The sequence below is a fragment of the Streptomyces sp. NPDC048197 genome, assembly GCF_043202395.1.
GTDB lineage: Bacteria > Actinomycetota > Actinomycetes > Streptomycetales > Streptomycetaceae > Streptomyces > Streptomyces siderophoricus.
Map to the genome: position 1 here is coordinate 32,462 of NZ_JBIDAJ010000034.1, position 21,517 is coordinate 53,978.

Below are 21,517 nucleotides of genomic sequence, written 5' to 3' on the forward strand. Positions count from 1 at the left end.
TCAGGTCAGGTCACACGTACCAAGCGACAAGCTCGCCAGGTCACCAACTCACAGTCGACAACCGTCAAAGACAGTCGACAACTTCGCTGTCCAAGGACACGAACTGGTTTGGCCGGCCCGCACCCTTACCGTCGCGAAAGGGGCGCGCACACTGAACCTTCCCCGGGCATTGCACCTCTTCAGGTGTGTGGGCGCGCGCTGACCTCGCGTGCCGATTCGTCTTCGAGGGGAACCTGATATGAAGAGCAAGCTGACTGCCGTGGTCCTCGCGACCGTCGTCGTCGCCAGCACTGCCGCTGCTGCCGTCCCGGCCTCGGCCGCCCCCGTCAAGGCTGAGCCGACCCGCTGCCACACCGCCGACCTGAAGGCCGGCTTCGCCACGGGGGAGGACGCGCGGCCGGAGATGGAGCAGACCGAGAAGCAGACCCAGGCGTACATCTGGTTCACCAACCAGAGCAAGCGCACCTGCACCCTGTCCGGCTTCGCCGGTGTCGACATGATCGGCGCTCAGGAGACCGACGGCACCTGGTCGCTGGCGCGCTCTTCCAAGAAGCCCGAAAAGATGATCCTGGAGCAGGGGGACACGGTGGACTTCAGCATCACCCTGCTCCCGGTGGGCAGGTCCACCCCGCAGAAAGAGAAGTTCGTTCCGGCGAAGTTCCTGGTCACACCGCCGAACGAGACGGAGCACTTCAGCCTGAAGTGGCCGTTCGGCGGCCAGATCCTCAAGCAGGACGGCGCCACCCACCCGGGCACCTACCTCAACCCGGTGGGGCGGTAACCGACAGGACAGTCTCTGAGCGCACGCTGCGGCAGCAACGGGGGATTGTGGCCCGACCAAGGGGCGATGTTGGGTGCTGATGGCCGCCGCCCGCGAGGTGCTGGGCGCACTGGCCAAGTCAGGCACGGAACGACTGCACCGCCTTCGCCGAGTCCGGCATTGCGGATGCCTGCGGCAAGGTGACTGTCCTTGCCGACGGCGGCTACCAGGACACTGGAGTCCTCATGCCCCATCGGCGCCAGGCAACGGGCAAAAGCGCCCGCATGAAGAACCGGAAGCTCCTGCGGTACTGCCGTCTCAAGGGCGACGGCGTTCTTCTGGGCCACCAGCTGCGTCGCCCCCAGGCACAACCTCGCCCTCACTCAAGGCTGATCACAGAGTCGCCGGACGGCCTTGAGGCCGGTCGTCGTTGGACGGCATCGGCGATGACCGCTGTCACGAGCTTGTTGACGGTTGCCGTGGTCGGCGGGCCGGGATCGCGGTCTGCAAACAGGAGATGCCCACCGCCGACCAGGGAGAGGGTGAGTGAGTCGATGTCGGCGTCGGCCGCGATGCGGCCCCGTTCACGCTCGGCGGCCAGATAAGCGGAGATCGCAGTCGTGGCCTGGGCGAGGATCGCGATGCCGCCTCCGGGCCTGGCTTGTCGCAGCCGTGCGCGCAGCTCGTCCCGGAAGGTGATGAGCGGGATGATCGCCACCGGAACCGGTCCGAACAGGGTGGTCAGCGCGGTGGTGAGGTTGTCGGCCACCGTGCCGGTGCCGGCGGCCTCGCGCAGCGCACTCGCCTGTGTCTCAAGCTGCGCGGCCCGGTCGAGCACAAGGTCGGTGAGGAAGGCGTCGAAGTCGGTGAAGTGCCGATGCAGGACGCCTTTGGCGCAGCCCGCCTCGTCGGTGACGGCCCGGCTGGTCAGCCCGTTCGGGCCGTCTCGCAGAAGTATGCGTTCGGCGGCGTCGAACAGCTGCTGTCGCGCGTCGCGAAGGTGCACCCCAGTCGGCACTCACAGATCCTCTCGTGCGTCACTCTGCTGGCATTCTTGCCCAGTGGGCGCACGCCCACTAAGGTGGGCGCATGCCCATTTTACCGCGAGAGCAGTCAGAACCGTCTCCGGCGGAGCCGCACAAGGCCCGGCGGATGGCCGAATCTTTCGGCATGGACGCGCAACGCTACGACCAAGCCCGACCCGGCTACCCCGAGGCACTGGTGGCGCGGATCGTCGCCGGAAGTCCCGGGCCTGACGTGCTCGACGTCGGCTGCGGCACCGGCATCGCCGCCCGCCAGTTCCAGGCCGCCGGCTGCACCGTGCTCGGCGTCGAACCCGATGCGCGGATGGCCGACTTCGCGCGAGCCCGTGGCCTGCAGGTCGAGGTGGCGGCATTTGAAGCCTGGCAGTCGGCCGGCCGGACGTTCGACGCGGTCATCGCCGCCCAGTCATGGCACTGGGTGGATCCGGCCACCGGCGCCCTGAAAGCGGCACGTGTGCTGCGCCCGGGGGGACGGCTGGCGATCTTCGGGCACGTCTACGAGCCGCCTGCCGAGGTGGCCGAACCGTTCGCCGTTGCCTACCGGCGGGCGGCGCCCGACTCCCCGCTCAACGGCCAACCGGCCCGACGTCCGCTCGAGTTCTACCAGGCGGCATACGCGAAGGTCGCCGACAAGATCCGCGAGACCGAACGGTTCAACGATCCCGAACAGTGGCGATTCGACCGGGAGCAGTCCTACACCCGCGACCATTGGCTGGACCTGCTACCCACCACCGGTGGCCTCACCCAACTCCGTCCCGATCAGCTGGCCGAGATACTGGACGCGGTCGGGGAAGCCATCGACTCCCTGGGCGGACGCTTCACGATGAACTACACCACCCTGGCCGCGACCGCCGTTCGCGCTGACGCCGCCTGAGTCCATCCGCTCCGCCAAGTATGTGAGGCCGAGGTCGCGTCAGGTTGGGCGCGCGGTCCCCCGGCTTCCGCAGACAAGGGCGTGCTGCCGCACAGCAGCGTGCCCTTGTGCCTTTCCCGGACTCCATGATCATTGCGAGACAGCCGTTGAAGCGTGTTGCACAAGGCCGGCCGTGATCCGGACATATTGCCCGGATGGATGGGGGGTTGGGGCTGATGCGCAGTGGGCTGAGGCGTTCACTTGTCTGCGGATACGGCAGTTACAGCGGCAGTTTCAGCGGCTGTTGAAGGGGTGTGCGGGAGGGTGGCGGGCATGGTCCCGGTGGTGATTCCAATCCGGGACCGTATGGTCGGCGCGACAACATGATCTCGACGAAGCAAAGAGGAAGGAGCTCCAGCCAGTCCTTCCCACGCAGGTCCGCGCCCCTCGGCACGTTGACAGGCTGTTGACATGCTTCTGTCGACATGTTGCTATGAGGCGCTGCTCAGCCGGGCCTGCGTCGCATTGCATGCCGCCAGAGCACCGGACCGACCGTCACGTGACCAGGGGCGGCGCCCCCGAACTCAGAGCGAGGACCCATGCCGCAGCGCGCCGCGACCATCGTCGGCGGTGGGATCGGCGGCCTCGCGGCTGCCATCGCCCTGCACCGCCGAGGCTGGCGCGTCGAAGTGCTGGAACGTGCCCCGGAGTTCACCGAGATCGGCGCCGGTATCTCCCTCTGGCCGAACGCGCTGCACGCGCTGGAGGTGCTCGGCCTGGCCGACGCCGTCCGGGCGTACGGTGCCGTCGAGGGCACGGGCGGCGTACGCGACCGGCGGGGCCGCTGGCTGTCCCGTACGGACAACGCGGAGCTGGCACGCCGCTTCGGCCATCCCTTGATGGTCCTGCACCGCGCCGATCTGCTGCGGGTGCTCAGCAAGGCGCTGCCTGCCGACAGCCTGCGGTCGGGCAGCGAGGTGTCCGCGGTCCGCGACGACGACCACAGTCTGGTCGTCGAACACCGTGGGGGCGCGTCCCGGCCCGATCTCGTGGTCGGCGCCGACGGACTGCGCAGTGCGGTACGACGCGCGCTGTGGCCCGACGCGGCCGGCCCCCGGTACGCCGGTTACACCGCCTGGCGCATGGTCACCGAGCCGCTCGCCGAGCCGCCCGCCGAAGGTGCGGCGACCTGGGGGCGCGGGGAGCGGTTCGGCCACACGGCACTGCCGGGCGGCCGGATGTACTGCTTTGCGACCGCGTCGCTGCCGGCGGGAACGACCTCCGGCTCGTCGGAGCACGCCGAACTGCTGCGCAGGTTCGGGTCCTGGCCGGATCCCGTCCCCGCCCTGCTGGCCGCCGTCCCCGCGGACGCGGTGCTCCGCCACGACCTGTACGACCTGCCGCCGCTGCCCTCCTTCGTCCGCGGCCGGGTCGCGCTGCTGGGCGACGCGGCCCATGCCATGACCCCCAATCTGGGTCAGGGCGCGTGCCAGGCACTTGAGGACGCGGTCACCCTCGCCCACTGCCTCGACGGCACCCCGGACGTGGCCGCCGCGCTCCGCTCGTACGACCTGCTGCGCCGCCCGCGGACGCAGGCCATCGCGCGCCGCTCCGCCCGGCTCGGCGCGATCGGCCAGTTGTCGTGGCCGCCTGCGGTGCTGCTGCGCGACACGGCCGCCCGGCTGACGCCGATGGGGGCGACGCTGCGTTCCATGAGGCCGGTGCTCAGCTGGACCGCACCCGTTGACCCGGTGACCGCGACGGAGAGCGAGAGCAACTGATGCCGGACTGGACGTATCACCCGCTGCGCGGCTTGGCGGCCGCCGCCGTCGGCCGGCGCCGTTCACAGCGAACCGCACTGCGGCTGCTGGCGTCGATCGGCTCCCGTCCGGCCGGTGCGCGGCTGATCGCCCGGGGATTCGGCCACCGCCATCCACCGGAGCGGCTCGCGGGCGAGATCGCCGGCGTGCCCGTGACCGTCCGGGTCGGCATATCCGTCCCGCCCTCGCTCGCCCGCGAGGCGGTGCGCGCCATGCACCCGCTCGGGGCCGGTGTCGTCGAGGTGGCTCCCGTCTCGGCGGCCGACGTCGAGACGGTACGCGAGGCCGTTGCCGGCCGCTCGATCCCGGTCGTGGCCCGCGTGTGCGATCCGGAGGCGGAGGCCGCCCTCAAGTCCCATGTCGACGGGTTCACCAGCAGCGGCGACCCGCACGTGGTGCATGTGTCCGACCCGTCCGTCACCGCCGCGGCCGCCGCGCTCGAGGAGCCGGGGGCCGTCGTGCTCGCCCGGCCCGGAGTGCTCGTCGAGGCCGGGCCCGGCTGGTTCGCACGGGTCACCGAGGCGGCCACGCCCACCGCGCCCGCTCCGCGGCTGCGGGACGTCGGCCGCGCTCCTCGCCGCTGGCCCGCCTGGTGGTGGGCACTGCTCGTCGGGCTCGGTATGACGGGCGCCGGACTCGGCGCCGCGGCAATCACCCTGGGGCCGGTGCTGCTCTGGTACGACCGTGACTACCTCGGCATGACGCTGCACGACTTGCATGCCGCCAACCACCACCTCGTGCACTTCCTCCAGCACGACCGGATCACCATGGCCGGCACGATGGTGGCGATCGGCGCCCTCTACACCGGCCTTGCCCTGGGCGGGATGAGACGCGGCTGGCCCTGGGCCCGCGAGGTGTATCTGCTCTCGGGGCTGATCGGCTTCCCCACCTTGTTCTACTTCCTGGCCACCGGCTTCGTGGAACCCCTGCACACGGCCACCGTCATCGTGCTGTTCCCGATGTTCGTGGCCGCGGTCCGGCGGACCCCGCATGCACCGCGGTGGCGGCTGGCGCCCGAGGGGCCGGAGCCGGAACGCCGACGGGCGCTGGTCGGCCAGCTGCTGCTGATCGTCACGGGAGCGGGGCTGTTCGTCGGCGGAGCGGTGATCTCGGTGGTCGGTCTGACCGGTGTCTTCGTGCCGAGTGATCTGGCCTTCCTGGGCACCAGCGCGCAGACGCTGGAAGCCGTGAGCCCTCGGCTTGTGCCGTTCGTCGCCCACGACCGCGCGGGGTTCGGCGGCGCCCTGATGGCCGCCGCGGTGGCGATCGTCCTGCTCAGCGCCTGGGGCTGGCGGCGGGGTGAAGCCTGGGTCTTCTGGACCCTGGCCGCGGCGGCGGCCGCCGGCTTCCTGCCGGCTGTCGTAGTGCACGGCGCGATCCACTACTTGGACTTCCTCCACCTCGCGCCGGTCTACTTCGGCATCGCCATGACCGGCACCGGCCTGCTGCTCGCGCGTCCCTACCTCTGCGCCAGGGTGCCGGCGAGGCCGAAAGACTGACGGGCCGCCCGGGGGAGCGGTCCACCACTGGTCCAACAGCCAGGCAGCTGTATGCGGTTGGCCCTTTGGGCACCGGCGTGATCTCTCGAAGACTGTGCACAACCTGGAGTGCGTACAACTTGGGCTGCGCACAACTTGGACTGCGCACAACTTGGACTGTGCACGACTTGGTTCGAGTACCCGGGCTGTGATCGCATGGTGGCGATGCTTTCCAATGAACCTTCAGCAGACCCCATGGCGCGGGTATCCGCGAGCCGTGCTGCCCAGGACGGACCGGCCTCGGACAACCCGGGCCCGGACGAGCCGTCGGCCCAGGGCCACACCGTGGGCGCCGACTCCCTTACAGGCACCGGCAACGACCACACGATCATCGGAGACGAGAAGGAGCACCCACGGGCCGAGCGCCAGCCGCGTCGGATCGTGCGGAGGACCGCGAAGGTGGTCGTCACGCTGGCCGTCGTTCTTGCGTTTCTTGCGCTCGGTGACCGCTGGGCCGTGCTCTACGCGGAGAACCTGGCGGCGCAGCAGGTGCAGAAGGCGCTGAAGCTGCACGCCGAGCCCGAAGTGCACATCGACAGCTTCCCGTTCATCGGGCAGGTGCTCGCGGGCGACATCGACCACGTCGAGGTCAACGTCCCCGACGTCGACGCCGGGCCGGTCTCCGTCGCTCAGGTGAAGGGGACGGTGGACAACATCCGGATCGTCGGCAGCCTGCCGTCCTCGGTCAAGGGCGCGGTGCTGAGCCGGGTGCGCGGTGACGTTCGGCTGGACTTCCAGGACCTGAACCGCGAAGTCGGCGCGTCGCAGATCCACTTGAGGCCCGCCCCCGCGGAGAACACGGTGCTGGCCAGCGGCGACCTGCCAGTGGGCGACAAGCAGGCCCAGATCCGGGGACGTGCGCAGTTGCGGCGCACCGGGGACCGCGGCCTGCGCATGACCGTGCAGGACACGCGCGTGGTGATACCCGGCGTGCTCACGTACGTACCGGGCAAGGGCGGTGGCGTGCAGCTGACTGCACCGGTCGCCGACAAGATGGACGAGGACGAGCTGCAACAGGCGACCGGGAAGCACGTCCTTCCGCAGCAGATGATGAAGGGGCCCGTACTGGACACGCTCGTGGACCATCCGTCGCTGCTCAAGCCCACCGGCATCGATCCCTCGCTCATCCAGGGCCTGCAGAAGCTCCGGGAGCCCAAGGTCGCGCAGCAGATGGAGTTCTCCGCCCAGCTGCCGGACAACCTGCCGGGCGACATTCGGCTACGCGACATCTCCGTGACCAAGAACGGCATTCGGGCACAGCTGACGGGCAACGACGTGCCGGTGGGCTGACTGGCTCTGACGAAAGCTGCTGGCTCTGCGGCCGGGGCCCTTTTTGCGGGCCCCGGCCGCATGCTGGTGGGCACGCAGGATCGTTGAGTCCACCGATACGGCCCAAGTCAGGTCCTCATTGGCGTCGGCCTGGGCCGTCAACGCGGCGAAGGCCTGCTCCCACGTGCACGAATCGCGCTCAGTGCACATCAGTTAATGCCACCCCGGACCCCGGACCCGGAGCCCGGACCCCGGACCCCCGACCCCCGACCCGGACCAACGACCGACTATTCCAACGAAACTGCCTAGCTGGGCGTCGGGTGCCCCCGGGTGGATACCTCTTCGTGCCGTATCAGTGAGTCCGGCGGCGCCAGACCGAGGGACTGACGCCCCGATTGCGCTTGAACGCCACGCTGAAGGCGAAGGGATCCTCGTATCCAACCTCGCGGGCCACGGCGGCGACGGTCGTATCGGCGTCCCGCAGCAGGTCCGCCGCCAGGGACATACGCCAGCTGGTGAGGTAGCTGAGCGGAGGGTCGCCGACCAGCGCGGTGAAGCGGGCGGCGAAGGTCGCACGGGACGTGCCGACCCGGGCGGCCAGCTCGGCGACCGTCCACCGGCGGGCTGGATGCTCGTGCAGCAGGCGCAGCGCCTCGCCGATCACCGGATCGGACAGCGCCTGGTACCAGGCGGGCGCCGCCTCCGCTGCGGCCCACCAGGCCCGCAACGCCAGCACCAGCAAGAGGTCCAACAGTCGGTCCAGCACGGCGTCCTGACCGGGTTCGTCGCGGGTGGCCTCAGTGGCGAGCAGGTCCAGTGCCGCCCGGGTCGCGGGCCCGGCGGGTACGACCGCCAGCGGCGGCAGCATGCCGAGGAGGCGGTCGCCGACGTCGCCGCTGAGGTCGTAGGCGCCGCGGAGCATGATCGTGGCCCCGGGCAGACCGTCGCCGTAGGTGCGGGGAGCCAGGCTCCGCTGCGTGTCCGGCGCTTGTGTGGACCGGTCGACGACGCGTTTGCTCCGCCCGTGGATCACGACCTGGGGCGGGGTGGAAGGGTCGTCGGCGATCGTGTACCGGCGGGGGCGGGTGATGAGGGCGATGTCGCCCGCCGACAGCCGTACCGGTGCGGTGTCCGTGTCGTCGATGCACACCGACGCATGACCGGCGAGCGTGGTCACGACCGTGAGCGGTGGCGGGTCGGTGAAGCTCAGCGACCACGGAGGTCGCTGGATCAGTTGCCTGACCATCGCGTTCCTGGCCCGGGCCCGGTGCAGCAGATCGCTGAGGACGTCCACGCCCCAACGCTAGACGAACACAAAGGAAGTGGGGACGTTCTCCCATGGATCGTCCATGCGCTCCTGGGGTTGTCTGGACGGCATGAAGACCATCCTTGTCCTCGGCGGCACCGGCAAGACCGGCAGCCGCATCACCCGGCGCCTCAAGGCCGCCGGCCTGTCCGTCCGCACGGCCTCCCGCACCGGCGGCGACGTCCGCCTCGACCTCGACGACCCGGCGAGTTGGACGCCCGCACTCGACGGCGTCACTGCCGTCTACCTCGTGGAGCCCAACCTGTCGAGGAGCACGGACCACCAGGCGCGCATACCGAAGTTGGTGAACGAGGCGGTCACCACGGGCGTGCGCCGCCTGGTGCTGCTGTCCGCCCCACGCGCGGGCGAGGACGGCCATCCCCTGCACGCCGCCGAGCAGGCCGTGCGCGCCTCCGGCGTCGACTGGACCATCCTGCGGCCGCAGTGGTTCGCGCAGAACTTCAGTGAGGGACCCTGGCGGCACGGCATTCTCGCCGGCACGTTGGCCCTGCCCACGGGTGACGGGCGCACTCCGTTCGTCGACGCCGAGGACATCGCCGAAGTTGCCATGGCGGCACTGACCGAAGACGGCCACAGCGGCCGGATCTACGAGCTGACCGGCCCACGGGCGATCAGCTTCGGTGAGGCGGCCGACCTCATCGCCCGAGCCACCGCCCGTCCGGTCCGTCACGTCGACGTGGATCCGGCGGACTTCGTCGAGCGCCAGGTCGGCGCCGGCGCCTCACCCGATGTCGCCCGGCTGCTGACGGGGCTGCTGGTGGCCATCCGGAACGGCACGGGCGCCGCGCTCTCCGACGGCGTGGAACGAGCCCTCGGCCGACCCCCCAGGACATTCGAAACCTTCGTCACCGAGACCGCCGCCGCGGGCCACTGGAACTGAACGTCCGGGCAGGTCGAGCAGCGCCACATCGAGTACCGAAGTGGTCCTCTTGCCTTGCCCACACCAAAGCGCAGGTCGAACGAGCCGTCGCCGTCCTGGTTGGGGCGCGGTGCCGGTGCTCAAAGCCGAGCGCGTTCCGGGCCGGTCCAGCCGACGACCTCTTTGTCCAGTCCAGCCCAGTCCAGCCCAGCCCGGTACCTGCAACGGCTGACCGCCTTCGCGCTTCTGCTACTCGGAGCAACACCGTTCCTCCGCAGGCACCTCACCAATGGAGAGCACTTCCAAGAGGAGCTAACACAGTGCTCGGGCAGCATCGGTAGGTGATCAGGCAACAGGGCCATTTGAGGAATTCCTCGTGGACTTCGTCCCGGATATCCCGGTGCATCCACAGGCGCCGCATGAGGTCTCGAAGATCTTCTCGCAGGAGCATCAGCTACCGACCAGTCAACTCACCTGCAGTGGTCGCCCTGCACATGCCCAGCTGTCAGCGCAGGGCGACCACGGCGCCCGTTCGTTCGGTGGCGATCTTGACAGCGAAGCCCGCCAGCGCCGTGCCCATCACATAGCGGTGCAGGCGCTGCCAGAGCGGGTGCCTGGCGAAGAACCCGGCCACGGAGCCGGCCGTCACGATGAAGAACGCGTTGCCCGCTACCCCCACCGCGATCTGGGTCAGCCCCAACAGCAGCCCCTGCAGGCCGACATGGCCGCGCTCCGGGTCGACGAACTGCGGAAGCAACGAGATGTAGAGGATGGCGACCTTGGGATTGAGCAGGCAGGTGAGGAAGCCCATCAGAAAGAGCTTGCGGGACCCGTCCTGCGCCAGCTCCTGGGTCGCGAAAGCGGATCGGCCGCCCGGTCGTACGGCCTTCCAGGCCAGCCAGAGCAGGTAACCCGCTCCGGCCAGCTTGATCGTCAGGTAGATCTCCGGCACCAGCGCGAAGGCTGTGGCGATACCGGCGGACACCGCGAAGAGGTAGACCAGGAAGCCGAGGCATACCCCGGCCAGCGAGGTCAGCCCCGCGCGGCGGCCCTGGGCGATCGAGCGGGAGACCAGGTAGATCATGTTCGGCCCTGGCGTCAGCACCATGCCGAGCTCCACCACCGCGATCCCCGCTATCGCTCCCAGCCCGATCACAGCACTGCCTCCGTATATATGTTCGCCCGGGTGCAACCTAGCAGCTCACGGCCGTGTGCGGCCCAGTGTTCCGAGCCGAGACAGCTGTCACCGCGTTACGCCAACTGTCACCAAGGTCGAAACCGGCGATGGGTCAGGACAGGTGCCTGGTTGATGCGGCCCCGGGCTCAGATACGCACCTGGTAGCCGCTGGGAGCCACGCCCGCTGCCGCGTTCAGTTCGCGCGGACATCAAGAAGCCGTCGATGCCGAAGCGTCAAAGCACCGACCGGGGCCAGACACGGTGCGAGGCGACGGCCTCCGGCAGCAGCAAGAACTTCGGCCCTCGATCCATGAGCGTAGGCGAGCTTCGCGTCGATGTTCAACTGCCTCCCACCTGCCTGCTCCTGTAACAGTCCCTTGAGAACGGGGGATTGCATGACGGCTGGTTCACGGTGTGGCTCGCGCTCGGTGCCGGTGTACCGCGTAGCGGTTTGGCGCACCGGGGGGAGAGAAGTAGCGCTGCCGCCCGGTACGTGGGGTGTCGGCGGAGATGCTGCGGCGTGACGGAGTGTCCAGCGTCAGTCCCGCTGCGCGGCAGCGATCGCCGAGCTCCTGGCGCTCCACGAGTGCCGAGTCCCTGGGCGCTCACCGGACGCCGATTGGCCAGCACCGCGGCCAGGTTCACGAGGTCCGTGCCGTAAGGGTTGAGCCGTATAAGTCCATTACATCAAGGTGATCGGCATGCAGAGCAACGGCAGACGGCTGACCGTCGGCGCGTGGCGATACCGGTGGGTTGCCCTCGGCATCGCCACGTTCACTCAGGCCGCCTCCGCCTTCTTCGTGCAGGGCATTGGCGCGATGGGAGGTCGCCGCCGAAGCCAACGTTGCCAAGCGCACCATCTATAACCACTACAACTACAACCACTGCAACTACAACCACTGCGGCTACAACCCCTACCCCATCAAGGAACAGGCTGTTCCTCTCGGTCGCTACCGAGGGCGACGACGCGGTCCCGGTGCTGTCCGTGTGCTGAGGGAGCGGCACCTGGGAGGCCAGAGCCGCCCTCCCTAAGTCCTTCAAGACCCGCTGACCGCTCCCGCCGTCGCGCCGCAACCGCGCCGGTCGCTCCCGGGCATGGCAATCGGCACGGTGGGGTGTTGGTTGTGGCCGTGTACGGCGCCATTCCCGCCATCGCCCGATAAGTGGGCCCTCCGGCCTCCCGACACGACTTGCGCAGCTCGTAGGTGAAGCGCTGAACCGGACCCCGCGCTCGACAAGCGCAAGACCAGTGACCAGTCCTTACGGTCGACCCAGGATGCGGAGCCGCTTTATGCCCCTGATGCCGGAATCCGGACCACAGCGCGTCCTCGCCGCCTCGAACTTCGTCTACACCGTGGGCAGTGGCCTCTATCTGACCGCTGGAGTCCTGTACTTCACCGAGGCCGTCCGCCTTCCGGCAACCCAGGTGGGCCTCGGACTCGGTATCGCCGGTGTCCTCTCGCTGGCCGTGGGCATCGCCGTTGGTCATCTCGCGGACCGACACGGGGCACGCGGTGTCTATGCGCTCACCCTCGTCGTCCAGGCGCTGGCCACTGCCGGCTTCCTCCTGGCAGACAGCTTCTGGCTGTTCGCCCTCGCGGTAGGCACGGCCACGGGCGCCAAAGCGGCCGGATTGGCCGCACGCAGTCCCCTCATCAGGCGCTACGGAGGGGACCGACGGCAGGCATTCCGCGCCTATCTCCGCGCCGTGACGAACGTGGGCATCTCCCTTGGCGCCCTGCTGGCGGGCTGGGCCGTCCAGGTGGGCACCCTCCCCGCCTACCGACTCCTGGTCATCGGCAACGCGGTTGCCTTCGCGGCATCCGCAGCGATCCTGATCCACCTGCCGCCGGTCAAACCTGTCCCCACCACCAGCGGACCCCGCTGGATCGCCCTGCGGGACCGCCCCTACCTCCTGCTCACCGCCCTCGACGGCATCATGGCCGTCCAGTTCAAGGTGCTCACGGTGGCCGTCCCACTCTGGCTGGTCACCGCCACCACCGCCCCGCGCTGGCTCATCTCGGGCACCATGCTCATCAACACCGTCATCATCATCGCGTTCCAGATACGAGCCAGCCGCAGCATCGATTCCCCAGCGGCCGGCGGAGCCGCTTACCGCCGAGCAGGGGTGGCCTTTCTCGTCTCCTGCTCGTTGATCTCCCTGTCCGCGGGGATACCGGCGTGGGCCGCCGCCACGCTGCTCATGGCCGCGATGGTGATCCACACGATCGGCGAGCTGTGGCACTCCGCCGCGGGCTTCGAAGTGTCCTTCGCCCTCGCCCCCCAGCACGCCACCGGCCAGTACCTCGGTGTGTTCGGCCTCGGCGCCGGGCTGGCCGAAGCCCTCGGCCCGGCCCTGCTCATTTCCCTCTGCATCACTTGGGGCCGCCCCGGATGGTATGCCACGGGAGCGCTGTTCACCCTGACGGGTTTGGCAGCACCACTCGCCGTCCGCTGGGCACAACGCCACCAGCACGCTCGGCAGGCACACCCACAGGTTGCGCGGAAGGAAGCAGCCGCCCTGGAGGCTCCGAAGGACGATCAACATCCCCGACTGCCGCAGGGCTGACGCCGGCGCCGGTCGGCGTTCTGAAGGTGGGAAAGGCTGGTACGGAAGGCGAGTCCACGCAGCCCGCTAAGTATCCGTCTCGATGGGGGAGAGCGGTCAGCGGGCTGCCGAACGGGGAGCATTCGCCGCACCACTGCTCGGTGCCGTTGGCCTCGAACGGCTCCACCTCAGTGAAACCCAACTACGCCGGGAGGCGCATCGAGCGGACGTTGGCGGTCTGGGTGGCCAGCGCCACTGACCAGGCGACTTCCGTCAACGGGCCCGCGAGCAACACCCGGCCACGTCCACCGCAACCTTGCCGGAACCAGGGCGTATGCCCAAGTTCCTTGGTTGCCTTGCTTGTTCAAGAAGGTCTGGAGAGAGGACCTGGAAGCGTTCCCTTCACGACAGGGGTTGCGCAGGGTGTTCGTCGCCTCCCCCGTCCTGAGTTGTGTGAATTCCCACCGGACGCTCGCGGCTCCCAGAAGAGGCCGCTCTGCTCGGAAAGTCGTGCCTGGGTAGAGACGGCCCGGCAGAAGGCCGTGTCTGAATCGACCGATTCTGTGGCCCTGTGGCCCTGCGGCCCTGTGGCGTGTCTCGGATGGGTGAATTCGGGAACCTGGCCGCTCCCGGATTCCGGTAGGACCGTTGGGCTGGGCGGATAGCCGGATGATCGCTCTTCGGCATCCCCTGCTCATTCCGGTACACGTGCTTGAGGAGACGTCCCCTTGGCTACCGCTGATCTTCCTGGTCCTGATTCGCTGCTGCGCCGCACGTTGGGGGAGTGGCGGATCGGGTTGGTGGCGTGGCGACTGCTGGTTCTGCAGACCGCGGATCCGGCGGTCGCCGCCGGCATGGCCAACTTCTCCACCTACCGCGCGCACCCATGGCGGCGCATTGAGCACACCATGGACAGCGGGAAGCGGCTGTTCTTCGCCGACCGTGAAGGGCTACGCCGTGAGGTTGCCCGTCTTGAGCGCACGCACCGCCGTCTGGCCGGGACCGACGACCAAGGCAGGCCGTTCACGGCGTTGGACCCGGCGGTTCGGGTGTGGGTGCTGGTCACCTTGTACGAGTGCATGACGGCGATGCGGGAACTGTCCGGACGCCCGCTGGCGCCGCCTGAACTGGATCAGATGTACGGAGAATTCCGTGCGGTATGTAGCGAGTTCGGCCTCTCCGAGGACCTGTTCCCGACCACGGCCGCGGACGTGCCCGCGTATATGGAACGTACGATCCGCGAGCGTCTCGAATACAGCGAACCCGTGCGCTACCTGCTCTTCGACATGCTCCGTGAAGCACCCGCACCCCGCCGCCTCGGTCACCTGAAGCCGGCCTGGCCGCTTGTGCGCACGGTGGCCGCCCACGTGATCGGTGCGCTGACCATCGCGGACCTGCCGGAAGCCTTCCGCGTGCGCTTCGACTTGCCCCGCACCCGCCGCGCGGCCCTGCTGTCCTTCGTCCTGCATCGTGGCATGCGCGTGCTGATGAATGCGCTGCCCGAGCACCGTCGCTACCGCACCCCACTGACGGGCAACTCCTCAACTACGCAGCCTCGTACCGCCTCCACCGATCGTCCTTCTCCGCCGGAGGAAAGCCCTGTCCGGCTTCCCGCACCACGCCGCCGCAAGGGTGCCGACGGCCGCCCGGCGCGTCTGCGGACGTTCTTCCGCCAGGTCCTCGACCAGACCGGCGACGGCCGCATCAGCTCCACCGATTTGCAGGCCATGGCGCACAACGTGTGCTGGCCGCTCGAACTCACCCCTGAGCGTGAAGCCTCCGTCTATGCCGCCTTTGAGACCTGGTGGCAGCACCTGCGGGCCGGCATGGATGCTGACAAGGACGGACAGGTCACCTGCGAGGAGTTCGTCACCGCCATGCTCACCGGGATCGACGCCGGGCCGGGCTATCTGGAGCAGGGGTTGCATATCGCGCTGCGGGCGATCTTCCACGCTGCGGACTCCGACGGTAGCGGACACCTGTGCGCCGATGAGTACCGCACGATCTTCGGCGGCTCCCGGGTCCACCCCGCCGAGCTCAACCACGGCTTCCGCCAGCTCGACCACGATGGAGACGGCCGCATCACCGAAGACGAATTCATCCAGGCGTTCACCGACTACTTCACCGCCCGCACCGACAACACGGCCGGCAGCCAACTCCTCGGACGCCCATAGCGGCCGAGGAGGACGAAGTGCCGGGCCGGCCACCGGTGGCTTGATGGTCTGATGGCTTGATGGCTTTGGCAGCTCAGTGGCGGTGCCCGCAGGAGCCTGATGCGTGTTTTTGGCGGCCGGGAAGAGAGCGTCGCGTCGTCGCGCTCGCGGTCTCTGACCCGGTGGTGGGCGCCGAGGCGATACGCATCGCGCCCACAATCCAGGCTGGGAGTGGGCCGCCGGTGGCACGAGGTGCGAAGGCGGCACCGTGAGAAGAACGTCCGGTACCTGGCCAGTCCGGAATGCCCAGCCCGCGGGCAGCAGACCTACGGGGCGATGATGGCCGCCTTCGAGCAGCAACGGAACCAGTCCAACTCACCGCGGAAGCCGAGCTCCTCAAGGGCCAGGCAATGGAGCTGGGCACAGACCCGCGCCTTCGTCCACTCGGCACAGCGCCGGTGGACCCTCGCTCCGGACGGGCCGAACGACGCGGACGGCAACTGCTGCCAGGTACATCCCAGCATCCAGACGTGGCTCCGAACACGAGCACCGCCGGCGCCTCCCGGTCACCATGCCTGCGCCGTCCGCTGCCCTGAGGCCACGACGGCGAGCCTCCGGTGCCACCCGCCGGAATATCTCGCATAGTTGACGGCCGATCAGCCGCTGATGAAGTACAGCGATTCCATGTGACTGGTAGCGTCCTCGCTGTGCCGCACCCGCAGTGACGAGGCGTCCAGGACAGAGCTTCCCCACGGGTCCGCGTCCCGGAGGCACGCGGTTGCGAGGGCGCCCCAATCGTTCTGGTTCGGCTCGTCGTCCAGGTCGAAGAACACGTCGAGGTCTTCCAGGGTTTCCGTGGTGATGCCGAGGGCAGCCATCACGGCTTGCGGGTCGCCGACGACCACGAACGGCTCATCGCCGGGCCAGCCGCAGGCGTGGAACATCGTGCCGTCCGGCAGCCACACGAGGTCTTCGGTGTGCTCGGCGCCGCAGTGGACCTCCACCCGTCCCACGATCCGCGCGTCGGGGAAGCGCTCGCGCAGCCGGTTCGCCTCGGCGAGAAGCGGCATGTCGTTGCCATCATCGACGAATGCCGGGTCGGAGATCGACATGAGGTTCCCCCACATCCCCACCTGCACCACGTCCAGTTCGGCCCGGGTGGAGACGGTGAAGGTGTCGTTCTGCTTGCGGGGGCCGAGGTCTTCGATCACGTCATCGACGGTGTCGAGCGACCGGGCGAATTCGGCGGCCTTGGCGGCGCCGTTGGGCGGAAGGTCGGCCGCATCGACGTCGAACGGCGGGAGGAGCACGGTCAGTTCGTAGCGGGTGCCGCTGCCGGTGGTGGGGCGATCGGCGGGCACGGTCCAGAACGTGTTGTGGGGCATGAGGCCACGGTAGCGGCGTGGCCATCGGATACCGGCGGCCGGCAGCCTGCCCCCCCCTGGTGCGCTGGGGCCGTCGCCGCGGTTGGTGGGACAGCCGGAGGAGGTGACGAGCGCACCTACGGAAGGCCCGGCCAGCCGCTGGAGATCGTCTTCGGGTAGCCGGGGTCGACCTTGTCCCCGGCGATGTCGTAGCGCATGTACTCCGAGCCGCGGAAGAAGTACGCCTTGCCGATGTTCCACACCACGCCACCGTCGAGGTCGGACGTCCAAAGACCGGGCCAAGCGCCGGAGATCGGCTTGGGGTAGCCCGGGTCGACTTTGTCCCCGGCGATGTCGTAGCGGACGTATTCCGAGCCGCGGAAGAAGTAGGCCTTGCCGTTGTTCCACACCACGCTGGTGTCGATCCGGTCCGTGAAGAGGCCGGGCCAGCCGTTGGAGATCGGCTTGGGGTAGTCGGGGTCGACTTTGTCGGCAGCGATGTCGTAGCGGACGTATTCCGAGCCGCGGAAGAAGTACGCCTTGCCGTTGTTCCACACCACACCGGCGTCGACCCGGGACGTGAACAGGCCGGGCCAGCCGCTGGAAATCGGTTTCGGATAGCCCGGATCAACCTTGTCGGTGGCCACGTCGTAGCGGTAGTAGTTGCCGCCGTCGAACAGGTAGGCCTTGCTGTTGTTCCATAGCACTGGTGCTGTGACCATCGCTCGGACACCTCTCTGTGGGTGTTTGCCACGCGCGGGACGGGATACGGAGCGCAGCCGCCAGCCGGTGCGTCACTGAACTGGGTAGAAGGCTCAGGTCCCGCCGGGGAGAGCAGGTCGGAGCGGGTTTCCCGACACACGCCCTCGTGTGCCCCGGGGTGTGGACGGCCCGGGCCTGTGAGCTGATGACCGATCCGTGGAGCCGGCGCTCAGCCGCGCCCAACCGGCGCGAACGTCCTGGTAAGGACCCTCTTACTGCCAGGGTGCACGATGACGGCGGGGCGCGCACACTCGAATGGGGCACCCGAGCGGGGTGCTCTCCTGGGGCCCCTGAGCGAGGCACTCCGGTCCGCGACGACCTGTTCTGCCGTGGACGTGCGAGGCCGCATCAGGGCGAGTCCGAGCATCCGCAGTGGTACTGGCGGGAGCAGACCTCGTGATCGACGAGGTCCCTGACTGGCGCGTTCATACGGGGCCGGTTCGGGCGGGCCGCTGGCTTGTCGGCCGGTCGTCCAGCCGGCGGCTCTGATCGGAGAATCATGAGTGACAGACTGGCCTATTTCTTCAGGGCAGACCGCTATCTGCGGTACAACATCGACAGTGACTCGGTCGATGTCGGGCCCACCGAGATCTCCCGTTTCTGGCCTGCCTTGCCGGAGGAGTTTCAGAGTGATCTCGATGCCACGATCAACTGGGGGGATGGTCATGCCTACTTCTTCAAGGATGACCGTTATCTGCGGTACGACATCGGCAGCGATTCGGTAGACGTCGGACCTACGGAAATCTCCCGTTTCTGGCCTGCGCTTCCGGCCGAGTTCCAGAGTGATCTCGATGCCACGATCAACTGGGGAGACGGTCACGCCTACTTCTTCAAAGGCGACCGCTACCTGCGGTACAACATCAAGAGCGATTCGGTAGACGTCGGTCCCACCGAAGTCTCCCGTTTCTGGCCCGCGCTCCCGGCAGAGTTCCAGAGCAAGCTGGACACAATCATCAACTGGGGGGATGGTCATGCCTACTTCTTCAAGGATGACCGCTATCTGCGGTACAACATCGGCAGCGATTCGGTCGATGTCGGGCCCACCGAGATCTCGCGTTTCTGGCCTGCGCTCCCAGAGGAATTCCAAAGCGACCTAGATGCCATCGTCAACTGGAGCGAGGTTTGGTCCTGGGAAAAATTCTCCCTGGACCAGCGGCTTCTCTACGTGATGGAACGACTCGTTGACCACTACGGGTACCCGGTGAACGGGGCGGCCGGGCTGCTGGGCAACCTCGTCGCCGAGTCCGGTGTGATCCCTCCGCGCGTGGAGGGAAGCGCCGCCGAAACCCCGATGCGATCGAAGAACTTCGCGGGCGTAGTCGTGGACCACGAAGCGGACGACATCATGAACCGCAACCCGGCCCAGAACGTGGGCCCTGCGCTTCCCGGTATCGGCTTGGCCCAGTGGACATCAGGGGGCCGACGCGCAGGGTTGTTCACGCATCCGTTCGGCGGGGGCGGGCTCGGGGCGCGCGCGGTGTTCAACATGGATGCCCAGATCGACTACCTGGATACCGAGCTCCGTAACCACTTCAGCGGAGTCCGGGCCGTCCTGATGAGGTCGACGGTGACCGTCAACGATGCCTGCGACGAGGTCCTTTACAACTTCGAAGTTCCCGGATCGATCCTGCAGGGTGGCACTAAGCTGCCCCGCTCCGATGCCCGCGTCCAGCAGGTCTTCGCGCAGCGCCGACCCTCGGCACAACGCGCAGCGAACGTCTATCGCGCTGCCCACCCGTAAGGGAGCGGTCGTTGGTGAGCCGGGTGCGGACCGGTGTGCAGTGGCGTGACCTGCCCGAACGGTTCGGCCCGTAGAAGACCCGCTGGAGATGCCCACACCGAAGCGCAGGCCTAACGAGCCGTCGCCGGCCTGGTGGGGGCGTTCACCGCCGAGCGGGTTCCGGGCCGGTCCAGCCGGCGGTCCCGATACAGGCTTCGTTGCCTTCCGGGTCGGCCAGCACCCAGTGCGAGGGAGCATGGGCATCGCTCAGCAGACGGCCGCCAGCCGCGATGGCTGCCGCTATGCGCGCTTCGGCCTGGTCGTAGGGCACCCAGACGTCGACGTGCATCCGGTTGCGCTGAGGGCGTGGTGTGTCCATCTGCTGGAAGTAGAACGGAGCTCCGCGGCGCTCCGGGTCGATCAGATCCTCAGGGCTGTTCGCCCGATCGGCATAGCCGAGCAGCGCACGCCAGAACCGCACCACATCTGGGCCGGCAAGGGCATCAATGGTGACCTGGACGGTCTGCACGGCGGACGGGTCCGCCGGGATGTTGAGGGTGTGTGCCACGGCCGAGACCTGCCGGGCGAGTTGGACGTCCCGCTCGCTCAGCCCGTAGAAGTCGTCGGTGAGCGTGATCAGCCGCACGGTCACGCCGTCGTATCGCACATCGACGTCGGGGTGCCCGGCCCCGACGCCTGACAGTTCGCTGATCGCCTGAACGAGCCTCGCGCCGACGGCCAACGACCCGGTGCGGAAGTACGCGCAGGCTCCCTCACTCAGGACACGCCAGTCCTCCAGACCGACGGTCTCGTGGAAGCGCTGCGGCCGGACACGCTCGAACTTGCCCGCTACGTGTGTCATGCGATCAACCTAGCGGGCAGAGCTGACAACGCCCTCTCTCGCTGGTCCGGGGTCCGACAGGGCGGACGCCTTGTCTGCTGCCGGCCGAGAGCCGTTCGTCGGTGATCACACGTGAGGGCGCTCCCGGTCCTCCGGCCTCCCCTTGCCTCGGCCCGGTTTCAGCGGTCCCGCATCCGGAGGTCTGCCTCGGGTACGTGGCCGGAATCACAGGGCAGGCGGCCGGGCGGGCGGAATGCCGTCGCCGGGGGTCAAGGTTGACGCCTGCAATGCATTGAGTGCATGTGCACATACCGCCTGGTACCTAGAAGGAGTCCCTGTGACCGACACCGCGTCCGCCGCCTCCCGCGCGGCCGAGATCCTGTCCCGGCCCGTCACGCTCAACGGCCTGACCGTCCCGAACCGCATCGCGATGGCGCCGATGACGCGCATGTTCTCCCCGGACGGCGTTCCCGGCGAGGATGTGCGGTCGTACTACGCCCGCCGCGCCGCCGCGGGTGTGGGGCTGATCGTCACCGAGGGGACCTACGTCGGCCACGAGTCGGCGGGACAGAGCGACCGGGTGCCGCGGTTCCACGGCGAGCAGCAGCTGGCGGGTTGGACGAAGGTCGTCGACGCCGTGCATGAGGCGGGCGGCACGATCGTGCCGCAGCTGTGGCACATCGGCATGGTCCGGAACCAGGGCGAGCCGCCCTTCGCCGACGCTCCGGCCGTTGGCCCGTCCGGCCTGGTCACCGCGGGCGCCGAGCCCACCGGCAGGGCGATGACCCAGCAGGACCTGGACGACGTCGTCGCCGCGTTCGCGCAGGCCGCCGCGGACGCCGAGCGCATCGGCTTCGACGGCGTGGAGATCCACGGCGCCCACGGCTACCTCGTCGACCAGTTCCTCTGGGCGGGCACGAACCGCCGCACGGACGCGTACGGCGGCGACCCGGTGGCCCGCACGAAGTTCGGCGCGGAGATCGTCGCCGCGGTCCGCGAGCGGGTGTCCGCCGAGTTCCCGGTGATCTTCCGCTACTCGCAGTGGAAGCAGCAGGACTACACCGCCCGCCTCGCCGAGACCCCCGAGGAGCTGGAAGCGATCCTGACCCCGCTGGCCGCGGCCGGTGTCGACGCCTTCCACGCCTCCACCCGCCGCTACTGGCTCCCGGAGTTCGACGGCTCGGACCTGAACCTGGCGGGCTGGAGCAAGAAGCTCACCGGACGGCCCACCATCACCGTCGGCTCGGTCGGCCTCGACGGTGACTTCCTCCGCTCCTTCGCGGGACAGGGCGCCCCGGTGCGGGGCATCGACAACCTCCTCGACCGGCTGGAGCGCGACGAGTTCGACATGGTCGCCATCGGCCGCGCCCTCCTCCAGGACCCGGAGTGGGCGGCGAAGGTGCTGGCCAACCGGTTCGAGGAGCTCAAGCCGTACGACGCGGCGGCGCTGAAGACGCTGCACTAGTAGGCCCTGTCCGGTGGT

17 protein-coding genes and 1 pseudogene are annotated in these 21,517 nt (G+C 68.6%); 10 read left to right on the forward strand and 8 right to left on the reverse strand.

Annotated elements, in window-relative coordinates:
* Nucleotides 1-238: 238 nt before the first annotated feature.
* Nucleotides 239-781, forward strand: a complete 543-nt coding sequence (locus ACGF4C_RS31735; protein WP_393570905.1) for a DUF4232 domain-containing protein — start codon at nt 239-241, stop codon at nt 779-781.
* Between the two features lie 358 nt (nt 782-1,139).
* On the opposite strand, the gene ACGF4C_RS31740 is transcribed toward ACGF4C_RS31735, so the two are convergent.
* Entirely contained in the window at nt 1,140-1,778 is a 639-nt protein-coding gene (locus ACGF4C_RS31740) for a TetR/AcrR family transcriptional regulator (RefSeq protein ID WP_393570907.1), read from the reverse strand.
* A 71-nt stretch (nt 1,779-1,849) separates the two neighbouring features.
* On the opposite strand from ACGF4C_RS31740, the gene ACGF4C_RS31745 reads away from it, so the two are divergent.
* The 4 genes from ACGF4C_RS31745 to ACGF4C_RS31760 all read left to right on the forward strand — a co-directional run bounded on the left by ACGF4C_RS31745 (nt 1,850) and on the right by ACGF4C_RS31760 (nt 7,304).
* Nucleotides 1,850-2,677, forward strand: a complete 828-nt coding sequence (locus ACGF4C_RS31745) for a class I SAM-dependent methyltransferase (protein WP_393570909.1) — start codon at nt 1,850-1,852, stop codon at nt 2,675-2,677.
* A gap of 578 nt (nt 2,678-3,255) precedes the next feature.
* The gene (locus tag ACGF4C_RS31750; RefSeq protein ID WP_393570911.1) at nt 3,256-4,437 is read left to right on the forward strand and encodes an FAD-dependent monooxygenase; all 1,182 of its coding nucleotides are present in this window, start codon (nt 3,256-3,258) and stop codon (nt 4,435-4,437) included.
* Entirely contained in the window at nt 4,437-5,975 is a 1,539-nt protein-coding gene (locus ACGF4C_RS31755; RefSeq protein ID WP_393570913.1) for a hypothetical protein, read from the forward strand. Before ACGF4C_RS31750 ends, ACGF4C_RS31755 begins: the two co-directional genes overlap by 1 nt.
* 204 nt (nt 5,976-6,179) lie before the next feature.
* Nucleotides 6,180-7,304 (forward strand): DUF2993 domain-containing protein, encoded by a 1,125-nt coding sequence (locus tag ACGF4C_RS31760; RefSeq protein ID WP_393570915.1) that lies wholly within the window; start codon nt 6,180-6,182, stop codon nt 7,302-7,304.
* Between the two features lie 36 nt (nt 7,305-7,340).
* Here the strand turns inward: ACGF4C_RS31760 and ACGF4C_RS31765 are convergent.
* A pseudogene (locus ACGF4C_RS31765) lies at nt 7,341-7,409 on the reverse strand (transposase); the annotation flags it as partial.
* Between the two features lie 226 nt (nt 7,410-7,635).
* On the reverse strand, nt 7,636-8,577 hold the full coding sequence (locus ACGF4C_RS31770) for a cupin domain-containing protein (RefSeq protein WP_393570917.1): 942 nt from the start codon (nt 8,575-8,577) through the stop codon (nt 7,636-7,638).
* An 82-nt stretch (nt 8,578-8,659) separates the two neighbouring features.
* Between ACGF4C_RS31770 and ACGF4C_RS31775 the strand changes: the two genes are divergently transcribed.
* Nucleotides 8,660-9,490, forward strand: coding sequence for an SDR family oxidoreductase (locus ACGF4C_RS31775; protein WP_393570919.1), 831 nt, complete (start codon nt 8,660-8,662; stop codon nt 9,488-9,490).
* Between the two features lie 484 nt (nt 9,491-9,974).
* Here ACGF4C_RS31775 and ACGF4C_RS31780 read toward each other — a convergent pair whose 3' ends face one another.
* Nucleotides 9,975-10,625 carry a LysE family translocator gene (locus tag ACGF4C_RS31780; protein ID WP_393570921.1) on the reverse strand — a complete coding sequence of 217 codons (651 nt, stop codon included), beginning with the start codon at nt 10,623-10,625 and terminating at the stop codon, nt 9,975-9,977.
* A 1,312-nt stretch (nt 10,626-11,937) separates the two neighbouring features.
* Here ACGF4C_RS31780 and ACGF4C_RS31785 point away from each other — a divergent pair.
* Both ACGF4C_RS31785 and ACGF4C_RS31790 read left to right on the forward strand, forming a co-directional pair.
* A complete protein-coding gene (locus ACGF4C_RS31785) occupies nt 11,938-13,215 on the forward strand; it encodes an MFS transporter (protein WP_393570923.1) in 1,278 nt (425 codons plus the stop codon).
* Nucleotides 13,216-13,922: 707 nt separating this feature from the next.
* Nucleotides 13,923-15,368: an oxygenase MpaB family protein gene (locus tag ACGF4C_RS31790; RefSeq protein ID WP_393570925.1), complete on the forward strand. Its 1,446-nt coding sequence runs from the start codon at nt 13,923-13,925 to the stop codon at nt 15,366-15,368.
* Nucleotides 15,369-15,673: 305 nt separating this feature from the next.
* Here the strand turns inward: ACGF4C_RS31790 and ACGF4C_RS31795 are convergent, their stop codons facing one another.
* From ACGF4C_RS31795 to ACGF4C_RS31805, 3 genes are all read right to left on the reverse strand, one after another.
* Entirely contained in the window at nt 15,674-15,871 is a 198-nt protein-coding gene (locus ACGF4C_RS31795; RefSeq protein WP_393570927.1) for a hypothetical protein, read from the reverse strand.
* A 132-nt stretch (nt 15,872-16,003) separates the two neighbouring features.
* A complete protein-coding gene (locus tag ACGF4C_RS31800) occupies nt 16,004-16,732 on the reverse strand; it encodes a DUF6333 family protein (RefSeq protein ID WP_393570929.1) in 729 nt (242 codons plus the stop codon).
* Nucleotides 16,733-16,848: 116 nt separating this feature from the next.
* Nucleotides 16,849-17,433 (reverse strand): hemopexin repeat-containing protein, encoded by a 585-nt coding sequence (locus ACGF4C_RS31805; RefSeq protein ID WP_393570931.1) that lies wholly within the window; start codon nt 17,431-17,433, stop codon nt 16,849-16,851.
* Between the two features lie 539 nt (nt 17,434-17,972).
* Here ACGF4C_RS31805 and ACGF4C_RS31810 point away from each other — a divergent pair.
* Nucleotides 17,973-19,214, forward strand: a complete 1,242-nt coding sequence (locus ACGF4C_RS31810; RefSeq protein ID WP_393570933.1) for a phage tail tip lysozyme — start codon at nt 17,973-17,975, stop codon at nt 19,212-19,214.
* A 142-nt stretch (nt 19,215-19,356) separates the two neighbouring features.
* Here ACGF4C_RS31810 and ACGF4C_RS31815 read toward each other — a convergent pair whose 3' ends face one another.
* Entirely contained in the window at nt 19,357-20,055 is a 699-nt protein-coding gene (locus ACGF4C_RS31815; protein ID WP_393570935.1) for a VOC family protein, read from the reverse strand.
* Nucleotides 20,056-20,371: 316 nt separating this feature from the next.
* Here ACGF4C_RS31815 and ACGF4C_RS31820 point away from each other — a divergent pair, with 316 nt between their 5' ends.
* Nucleotides 20,372-21,499 carry an NADH:flavin oxidoreductase gene (locus ACGF4C_RS31820; protein ID WP_393570937.1) on the forward strand — a complete coding sequence of 376 codons (1,128 nt, stop codon included), beginning with the start codon at nt 20,372-20,374 and terminating at the stop codon, nt 21,497-21,499.
* Nucleotides 21,500-21,517: the final 18 nt, after the last annotated feature.